The organism is Pseudomonas sp. GW823-FHT02C02 (assembly GCF_058797635.1).
In genome coordinates, this window is the sequence record NZ_JBXAJV010000036.1 from 1 (window position 1) to 5,389 (window position 5,389).

Consider the following 5,389-nt stretch of genomic DNA (forward strand, 5'->3'; position numbering starts at 1 on the left):
CTGGTGCCCACTTAAATTAAGTGCACACCATGTCCAAGCGTTGCGGGGTTGGGTAGATGACTTGGCCGGACGCATACAGCTTCCTGACAGGGGATAAGTCTTATAGTCCTATTGAGCCTTAAGCTCACCCCTAAGAATCAACACTGAAGTGGATTCAGGGGTTACCGAATACTCATCCGAGGAAACCCAAATGAACCCTATCAAATCCTTGTTCGTCATCGCAGCCCTGACCATCTCTTCTTTTGCTATGGCTGAAGGTGGTGGTGACCGGTCTTTCGCGCGCATGGAAGCGGCTAGGAATAATTCGATGGAGTCGTACCAAGTAGCTCAAACGCAAAGCTCCCAACCTCCCGTCGCAGAAAGCCAAGCCAAAGCGATGGACCACAAGAATTGCTAAATAGCTGGGTACATTTCCAAGCTGACAGAAATGTAATCACTATGGTGGTTTAAATGTGGCAATTTCTGAGCTCGCTTACCGTAAGAGTTCGTTTTTTGTGACGGTGGGCGAAGCTCATCCGGGCAACTCATTGGTTGTTTCGTACAGCTTCCCTTTTGACTGATTGGACATAAACGGCATGCATTCCAAAACCTCTAGGCGGACATTCGTTAAAGGCCTGGCCGCTGGTGGCATTCTTGGCGGCCTTGGTCTGTGGCGCACTCCTGTATGGGCAGTGACCAGTCCTGGTCTGCCGAGCGTTCTCACCGGTAACGAATTTGATCTGTTTATTGGTGAAACCCCTGTAAACATAACTGGCTCGCCGCGCACAGCCATGACCATCAATGGTTCGTTGCCCGGACCTTTGCTGCGCTGGCGCGAAGGCGAGACGGTCACACTGCGTGTGAAAAATCGCCTAGATCAAGACACCTCCATTCATTGGCACGGGATCATTCTGCCCGCCAACATGGATGGTGTACCGGGTTTGAGTTTCCATGGCATCGCGCCCGATGGGATGTATGAGTACAAATTCAAGGTGCATCAGAACGGTACGTACTGGTACCACAGCCACTCCGGTTTGCAGGAGCAGGCAGGCGTTTACGGTCCAATCGTCATCGACTCGAAAGAGCCTGAACCTTTCCAGTACAACCGCGACTATGTGGTGATGTTGACTGACTGGACCGATGAAGATCCTAGTCGCGTCATGGCCAAGCTCAAGAAGCAATCGGACTACTACAACCACCACAAACGGACCGTGGGCGACTTTATCGACGACGTCGGTAAGCAAGGTTGGTCTGCTGCCGTGGCCGACCGGAAGATGTGGGCTGAAATGAAAATGAACCCCACTGATCTCGCAGACGTCAGTGGGGATACTTACACCTATCTCATGAATGGCCAAGCGCCTAACGGTAACTGGACCGGTATTTTCAAGCCGGGCGAGAAGCTGCGCCTGCGCTTTATCAACGGCTCAGCTATGAGCTACTTCGACGTCCGCATCCCTGGTTTGAAAATGACCGTTGTGGCGGCTGACGGCCAACATGTCAAACCAGTCAGCGTCGATGAGTTCCGCATCGCCGTGGCAGAAACGTATGACGTGATCGTAGAACCTGCCAGCGAAGAGGCTTACACAATCTTCGCCCAGTCCATGGATAGAACCGGTTATGCACGTGGAACCTTGGCAGTTCGCGAAGGATTAAAGGCACAGGTACCTGCGATCGATCCTCGGCCGCTTTTGACCATGGATGACATGGGTATGGGCGGTATGGCGGGCATGGACCATGGCAGCATGGCTGGTATGGGCGGCGGCGATATGAAACAAGGTGACATGTCAGGCATGGCTGGCATGGACCACAGCAAGATGGCGGGAATGGACCAAAGTGACATGACCGGGATGACCGGCATGGACAGCGGTGACATGACTAACATGGCCGGTATGGACCACAGCAAGATGGCGGGCATGGACAAAGGCGACATGTCCAACATGGCCGGCATGGACCACAGCAAGATGGCAGGGATGGGCAGTATGGGTGGCGAAATGCAGGCTCACCCAGCGTCCGAAACCAACAACCCCTTGGTTGACATGCAAGCCATGAACCCAACGCCAAAGTTAAACGATCCAGGCATTGGTTTGCGGAACAATGGTCGTCGAGTGCTCACCTACTCAGATCTGAAAAGCACTTTCCAAGACCCTGACGGCCGCGAGCCCAATCGCACTATTGAGCTTCATCTGACCGGTCACATGGAGAAATTTTCGTGGTCCTTCAACGGAATCAAATTTTCTGACGCCGAGCCGCTTCGTCTGAAGTATGGGGAGCGTCTTCGCATCACCCTGGTGAACGACACCATGATGACCCATCCCATCCACCTTCACGGCATGTGGAGCGACCTTGAAGATGAGAACGGCAAGTTCATGGTGCGCAAGCACACAATCGACATGCCACCAGGTACCAAGCGCAGCTATCGAGTCACCGCTGATGCCTTAGGTCGCTGGGCCTATCACTGCCACCTGCTTTTCCATATGGAAATGGGCATGTTCCGTGAAGTACGGGTTGATGAGTAAAGGAGACGATCTGTGAGCACATACCTAAATCGTAAATCGCTGGTCGGTTGCCTCTTTGCCGTCGGCTTGATGGGTGGACTCTCGTCCGTGGCGCTGGCAGTCGAAGATAGTAGTGATCATTCACCTGCTACTCCTGCGAAAGCAACGAGCAAGCCTGCAACTTCGATAAATGAGTCAGAGCCCGATCACGGGTCAATGGATCACAGCAAGATGAGCCATGAGTCGATGGATCATGACCAAAAAACCAAAAAGGCAGATTGAGATCATGACCAGTAAGTATTTACGCCCAATGTTGATGGCACTGGCAGTCTCTACCAGTCCTGCTTTCTCTTTCATGGCCCAGGCGGCAGAAGAGATGGATCACTCCAAGATGGATCACGGCTCGATGGGAGCTATGGACCATAGCAAGATGGGGGCAATGGATCACAGCAAGATGAGCATGGACAATGGAGCAATGGACGGTATGGAAAGTATGGATGGAGGGGCTACCACCACCAGCCGAACTCCAATCCCTGTACTGACCGACGCTGACCGTGCAGCCGCGTTCCCTGATGTGGCTGGTCATGGAGTTCACGACAAGAAGGTCAACTCCTTCATGCTGCTGGATAAGTTTGAGTACCAGGATGCTGACAACGGTAGTGCATTGGCTTGGGATGCAAAAGGATGGATCGGCGGTGACCTTGACCGACTGTGGTTGCGCTCGGAAGGCGAACGTACCAATGGCGTAACGGAAAACGCAGAACTCTCAGCACTTTGGGGGCACTCCATCGGTCCATGGTGGGATGTCGTCACCGGCGTACGACAAGACTTCAAGCCCGGGTCACCACAAACTTGGGGAGCGCTCGGTATTCAGGGCATGGCCCTCTATAACTTTGAAGCCGAAGCGACTGCCTATATCGGTGAGAACGGTCAAACCGCTGCTCGATTGGAAGGCGACTACGACATTCTGCTGACCAATCGCTTGATCTTGCAGCCGACGGCCGAAGCCAATTTTTACGGAAAAAATGATCCTCAGCGCGGCATTGGGTCTGGATTGGCAAACACCGAAGTAGGGCTCCGATTGCGTTATGAGATTGTTCGCCAATTTGCCCCTTACATTGGGGTTAGCTGGAGCCGCTCCTACGGCAATACGGCAGATCTGGCCAGCGATGAAGGAGAGGATGCCAACGAGGCCCGGTTTGTCGCCGGTATTCGGATGTGGTTTTGAGGGGCTGACATGAAAAGAACATTGAAAACATTGACTGCTGCCGGGGTGGTCGCCGCAATAGTAGGTGCCGGCGTGGTGTATTTTGGTGTGATCAATGTTGGGGCGGATGATCCGCATTTCGGCCCCGTTCACTCACTTCTTTCCACTGCTCGGGATCGCTCGATTGCTGTGCGCTCACGCGATATTAAAGTCCCCGACCTGAGCGAAGAAGCTCTCATCCGCGCAGGTGCTGGCAACTACAACTCTATGTGCATCGGTTGCCATCTGGCTCCGGGTATTGCAGGAACCGAGTTAAGTAATAGCCTTTACCCTGCACCACCGAATCTTTCAAAACTGGGCGTTGATGGAAACCCTGCCGCAGCATTCTGGATCATCAAGCATGGAATCAAATCCACAGGCATGCCCGCTTGGGGTAAAAGCATGGCCGATCCCTACATATGGGGAATGGTCGCTTTTCTCCAGCAACTGCCTTCATTGGATGCAGAGCAATACAAAGCTCTAGCAACCAGCAGCGGTGGTCATCAACACGGTGGCGGCGAGAGCAAAATGCATAACCATGAAGGCCAGCATGAGGGCCAAAAAGGGGCTGTCGCGGGGCATCATGATGCGGGTGCAGCCGAAGAGATAGCCGAAGCAGGCGACCATCATGGCGAGAGAAACAGCGCTCATGCCCATGAGGCGGCCGCAGCGCCTTCTCAGGATGAAAGTACCGAACACGCCCATCCTCAAGCTGTGGAGGCTTCACATGACGCCCCTGCAACTCCGGCCACTCAGCCAAAAACTCATACCCACGCTGATGGGAAGGAACATACCCATGCGAAATAACTTTCTTCGTCCCGGTCGGGCACTTCGCCTCGCTGCATTTGCGGCTCTGTTTATCAGTTCAGCTGGTCATGCAGCAGAGTCGTTGACGATCGACGTCCATCGTGACGCTAACTGTGGATGCTGCAAGAAGTGGATCAAGCACCTTGAAGCTAACGGCTTCACCGTCGTTGATCATGTAGAAACCAACATGAGCGCGGTCAAGCAGGATCTCGGTGTTGCTCCACGACTCTCGTCCTGCCACACAGCAATGATCAATGGAAAGTTTGTTGAAGGTCACGTGCCCGCCGAGCAAATCATTGCGATGAGCAAACGTGACGACCTTCTCGGGATCGCCGTTCCTGGCATGCCGGCTGGATCTCCGGGCATGGAAGTCAACGGAAAACGTGATGCTTACCAGGTAATCGGCTTGTCCAAAGCAGGCGCAGACCAGGTCATTGCTGAATACCCCGGAAACTAATCTGGCCCCTCAATCCTGTCCCTGCATGGTTAGCGACATAGCCATGCAGCGGGACACATACTGTCCATTCCACGCTCAGCAACACGCCAAGACAATGAGCTACTGTTGGCCGCCTCTCCTGCTGTTCCCCTCAGCCCCACTCTATAACGCCCTCAACTAAACGATGCGCACGCAGTCGAAGTGAACATCGACGATGACTCTGCACCTTCAGTCTCAGTTATGAATGGAGATTGCCTGTCAAAGGATCAAAAGATCCTAGACGGCAGGTTTACCAAGCGGGGCGAACACAGGTACTGACAACAGAACGTCCCGCCCTTATGTCAATCCACATCGGCATAGGGGACGGCCTTCATAGGCCGCTCCCCTGCCACACCACCCGGCATGCGGGTCCGCACCGGGCGGTTC

Annotated in this window: 6 protein-coding genes; all 6 read left to right on the forward strand. The window is 53.9% G+C overall.

Annotated elements, in window-relative coordinates:
• The first annotated feature begins 190 nt into the window (after nucleotides 1-190).
• Nucleotides 191-397, forward strand: coding sequence for a co-regulatory protein PtrA N-terminal domain-containing protein (locus AC1ROI_RS33805; RefSeq protein ID WP_102594538.1), 207 nt, complete (start codon nucleotides 191-193; stop codon nucleotides 395-397).
• 178 nt (nucleotides 398-575) lie between these two features.
• The gene (locus AC1ROI_RS33810; protein ID WP_102594537.1) at nucleotides 576-2,495 is read left to right on the forward strand and encodes a copper resistance system multicopper oxidase; all 1,920 of its coding nucleotides are present in this window, start codon (nucleotides 576-578) and stop codon (nucleotides 2,493-2,495) included.
• Between the two features lie 12 nt (nucleotides 2,496-2,507).
• Complete coding sequence (locus tag AC1ROI_RS33815; RefSeq protein ID WP_177426693.1) at nucleotides 2,508-2,756, forward strand: hypothetical protein; 249 nt, start codon at nucleotides 2,508-2,510, stop codon at nucleotides 2,754-2,756.
• Entirely contained in the window at nucleotides 2,728-3,702 is a 975-nt protein-coding gene (locus AC1ROI_RS33820) for a copper resistance protein B (RefSeq protein ID WP_102594536.1), read from the forward strand. The genes AC1ROI_RS33815 and AC1ROI_RS33820 overlap by 29 nt, the downstream gene beginning before the upstream one ends.
• Before the next feature lie 9 nt (nucleotides 3,703-3,711).
• Nucleotides 3,712-4,527: a c-type cytochrome gene (locus tag AC1ROI_RS33825; RefSeq protein WP_102594535.1), complete on the forward strand. Its 816-nt coding sequence runs from the start codon at nucleotides 3,712-3,714 to the stop codon at nucleotides 4,525-4,527.
• A complete protein-coding gene (locus AC1ROI_RS33830) occupies nucleotides 4,517-4,984 on the forward strand; it encodes a DUF411 domain-containing protein (protein WP_102594534.1) in 468 nt (155 codons plus the stop codon). Before AC1ROI_RS33825 ends, AC1ROI_RS33830 begins: the two co-directional genes overlap by 11 nt.
• Nucleotides 4,985-5,389 lie beyond the last annotated feature (405 nt).

Bases quoted from the DNA above. Each gene is read 5' to 3' on its own strand.
- AC1ROI_RS33805 (WP_102594538.1), top strand. From the start codon at position 191: ATGAACCCTATCAAATCCTTGTTCGTCATCGCAGCCCTGACCATCTCT.
- AC1ROI_RS33810 (WP_102594537.1), top strand. From the start codon at position 576: ATGCATTCCAAAACCTCTAGGCGGACATTCGTTAAAGGCCTGGCCGCT.
- AC1ROI_RS33820 (WP_102594536.1), top strand. From the start codon at position 2,728: ATGACCAAAAAACCAAAAAGGCAGATTGAGATCATGACCAGTAAGTAT.
- AC1ROI_RS33825 (WP_102594535.1), top strand. From the start codon at position 3,712: ATGAAAAGAACATTGAAAACATTGACTGCTGCCGGGGTGGTCGCCGCA.
- AC1ROI_RS33830 (WP_102594534.1), top strand. From the start codon at position 4,517: ATGCGAAATAACTTTCTTCGTCCCGGTCGGGCACTTCGCCTCGCTGCA.